This window comes from Kitasatospora sp. NPDC007106 (assembly GCF_040634455.1).
Classification (GTDB): domain Bacteria; phylum Actinomycetota; class Actinomycetes; order Streptomycetales; family Streptomycetaceae; genus Kitasatospora; species Kitasatospora arboriphila.
The window spans coordinates 1-2,953 of the sequence record NZ_JBEYFP010000719.1 but is presented as its reverse complement, the minus strand read 5'-3'; the positions used below and the strand labels follow the sequence as shown (position 1 = coordinate 2,953).

Here is a 2,953-nt window from a genome sequence, read left to right as displayed (position 1 = left end):
CCCGGCTGGCCGCCCGCGGACGGGCGATGCTGGTCGGGGCGGCCGCGCTGGAGGCGTACCTGCGGGCCCGCGGCTGAGCACCGGACATCCCGGCACCGGCGGGGTCGGGCCCGGCAGGGACGGGCCGGGCCGTGGTTCAGCCCCGGGGGTCGTGGTCCTCGACCAGGACGACGTCCAGGGTGCGGGGGCCGTGCACGCCTTCGACCCGGGTCAGTTCGATGTCGCTGGTGGCGGACGGGCCGGAGATCCAGGTGTGCGGGCGGGCCGGGTCCAGGCGGGGCAGGGCCTGCGGGACGGAGGCGACCACCTGGTCGGCGCGGACCACGCAGACGTGGTGGTCGGGGACGAGGGTGAGCACCCGGCGGCCCTGGCCGGGGCCGCCGTCGAGGATGATCGTGCCCGTCTCGGCGACGGCGAGGGTGCAGCCCGTGACGACGCTGTCGGTGGTGTCGAGCCGGTGGGCCGTCAGGGTGCCGTCGTCGGGGCGCCGTTCGGCCTCCGTCGCGGCGAGCCAGGCGGCGGGCAGGCCCGGGGGGACGGCGACGGACCGGGATCCGTGGTCGGCGAGCAGCCGGGCGAGCAGGCCGGGCAGCGTCTCCTCGGTGCAGCGGTGCACCTGGGCGCGGTAGTCGGCCAGGTTCTCGGCGAGCAGGTCGAGGACGGCCTCGGGGTCGTCGAGGACGTGCGCGAAGCGGTAGTCGCGGCGGACGGGCGAGCGGCCGGCCTCCTCACCGGCGGGGACGTCGGTGAGGGCACTGCGGATGCGGGCGAGGACGGTGTCGCGGGAGGTGCTCATGCAGGGCCGTCCTTGCGGTCGCGGTGCTCGGCCCACCAGGCGCGGAAGGATTCGGCGGGCAGGTCGGGGAGGTCGCGGGTGTCGGTCCAGGCCTTGGCGGGGCCGGGCAGCGGGAGCTTGCGGGGGTGCAGGGCGCGGGTGGCGGAGGCGGCGCGTTCGGCGGCGGCCAGCGCGGCCGGGTGGTCGAGCAGCCAGGTGGCGGCCTTCATCGCGGCCTTCTCGACGCGGTGGCCGGGGCCCTGTTCGACGGCCTGTTCGCGCAGGTGGACGAGGACCTCGGGGATGTCGATGGCGACCGGGCAGACCTCGTAGCAGGCGCCGCACAGGGTGGAGGCGAAGGGCAGCGAGGCGTCGAGTTCGGTGCCGAGGCCGCGCAGCTGCGGGGTGAGGATGGCACCGATCGGGCCTGGGTACGGGGAGCCGTAGGCGTGGCCGCCGGCCCGCTCGTACACCGGGCAGACGTTGAGGCAGGCGGAGCAGCGGATGCAGCGCAGCGCCTGGCGGCCGACCTGGTCGGCGAGGGTGGCGGTGCGGCCGTTGTCGAGCAGGACGAGGTGGAAGGCCTTGGGGCCGTCGCCGTCGGCCCCTTTCGACGGCCCGAGTCCCGTCCAGGTGGAGGTGTACGGGTTCATCCGCTCGGCGGTGGAGGAGCGGGGCAGCAGTTGGAGGAAGACCTCCAGGTCCTGCCAGGTGGGGATCACCTTCTCGATGCCGACGACGGAGATCAGCGTCTCGGGCAGGGTGAGGCACATCCGGCCGTTGCCCTCGGACTCGACGACGACCAGGGTGCCGGTCTCGGCGATGAGGAAGTTGGCGCCGGAGACGCCGACCCTGGCGCGCAGGAACTTCTCCCGCAGGTGCAACCGTGCGGCTTCGGCGAGTTCGGCCGGGGAGTCGGTGAGGCCCTCGGGCGCGGGGCGGCCCCAACGGCCCATCGCCTCGCGGAAGATGTCGCGGATCTCGGCCCGGTTGCGGTGGATGGCGGGGACGAGGATGTGCGAGGGCAGGTCGTCGCCGAGCTGCACGATGAGCTCGGCGAGGTCGGTCTCGTAGGCGGTGATGCCCTCGGCGGCCAGCGCCTCGTTGAGCCCGATCTCCTGCGTCGCCATCGACTTGACCTTGACCACCTCGCTCTCGCCGGTGGCCTTCACCAGGTCGGCGACGATCCGGTTGGCCTCGGCCGCGTCGGCCGCCCAGTGCACGGTGCCGCCCGCCGCGGTGACGGCCTCCTCCGCCTGCAGCAGGTAGTGGTCGAGCCGGCGCAGCGCGCGGTCCTTGATCTCCTTGCCGGCGGCGCGGAGTTCGGCCCAGTCGTCGAGTTCGGCGACCGCCCGGGCGCGCTTCTCGCGGATGGTGCGGGTGGCGTGGCCGAGGTTGGCCCGCAGGGTGGCGTCCTTGGTGGAGTCCTTGGCGGCCTCGGGGAAGGCGGGCATGCCCAGGTACGCGGAGCTCATTCGGTGTGCCCTCCCGCGCCGGCGGTGGCGGCCGTGGCGGAGGCGACGGCGGAGGAGGCGACGGACGTGGGCACGGTGTGGGCCCGGCGGGGTGCGGGCGGTCGGTACGGGGCGGCCTCGGTGGCGGCGAGGATCTCGGCGAGGTGCACGGCCTGCATCGGGGCGCCTCGGCGGCGCAGGGTGCCGTCGAGGTGCAGCAGGCAGGAGTTGTCGGCGCCGCACAGCACGTCCGCTCCCGTGCCGAGGGCGTTGCGGACCTTGTCGGCCCCCATCGCGGCGGACACGTCCGGGTTCTTCACCGCGAAGGTCCCGCCGAAGCCGCAGCACTCCTCCGCGCCGGGCAGCTCATGCAGCTCCAGCCCCTTCACCGCGGCCAGCAGCCGGCGCGGGCGGTCGCCGAGGCCGAGCATCCGCAGCCCGTGGCAGGACGGGTGGTAGGTGACGGTGTGCGGGAAGTACGCGCCCACGTCCACCACGCCGAGCACGTCCACCAGGAACTCGGTGAGTTCGAGCATCCGGGGAGCCAGCGAGGCGGCGGCGTCGGCGAGTTCGGTGCCGCGGCCCTCGGCCTGGGCCCGGGCGCCGATCCGCGGGTAGGCCTCCCGGACCATCGCCGCGCACGACCCGACCCGCCGGACCTGGTCGGATTCACCAGCACCTTCATGCAGAACGTGCCGTCCCTCGCACTCGCCAAGGAGCTGAA

At 74.7% G+C, this 2,953-nt stretch carries 3 protein-coding genes; all 3 read right to left on the bottom strand.

The window, feature by feature from the left end:
- Positions 1-136: 136 nt before the first annotated feature.
- Positions 137-796, bottom strand: a complete 660-nt coding sequence (locus tag ABZ641_RS31330; RefSeq protein WP_359987280.1) for a lactate utilization protein C — start codon at positions 794-796, stop codon at positions 137-139.
- Positions 793-2,250, bottom strand: coding sequence for a LutB/LldF family L-lactate oxidation iron-sulfur protein (locus ABZ641_RS31325; RefSeq protein ID WP_344622946.1), 1,458 nt, complete (start codon positions 2,248-2,250; stop codon positions 793-795). Before ABZ641_RS31325 ends, ABZ641_RS31330 begins: the two co-directional genes overlap by 4 nt.
- On the bottom strand, positions 2,247-2,953 hold a 707-nt coding region (locus ABZ641_RS31320; protein ID WP_359987277.1), incomplete at its 5' end, for a (Fe-S)-binding protein. The genes ABZ641_RS31320 and ABZ641_RS31325, both read right to left, overlap by 4 nt.

What these genes read in the sequence shown, in the direction of transcription:
- ABZ641_RS31325 (WP_344622946.1), bottom strand. Translation starts at nt 2,250, where the DNA reads ATGAGCTCCGCGTACCTGGGCATGCCCGCCTTCCCCGAGGCCGCCAAG.
- ABZ641_RS31330 (WP_359987280.1), bottom strand. Translation starts at nt 796, where the DNA reads ATGAGCACCTCCCGCGACACCGTCCTCGCCCGCATCCGCAGTGCCCTC.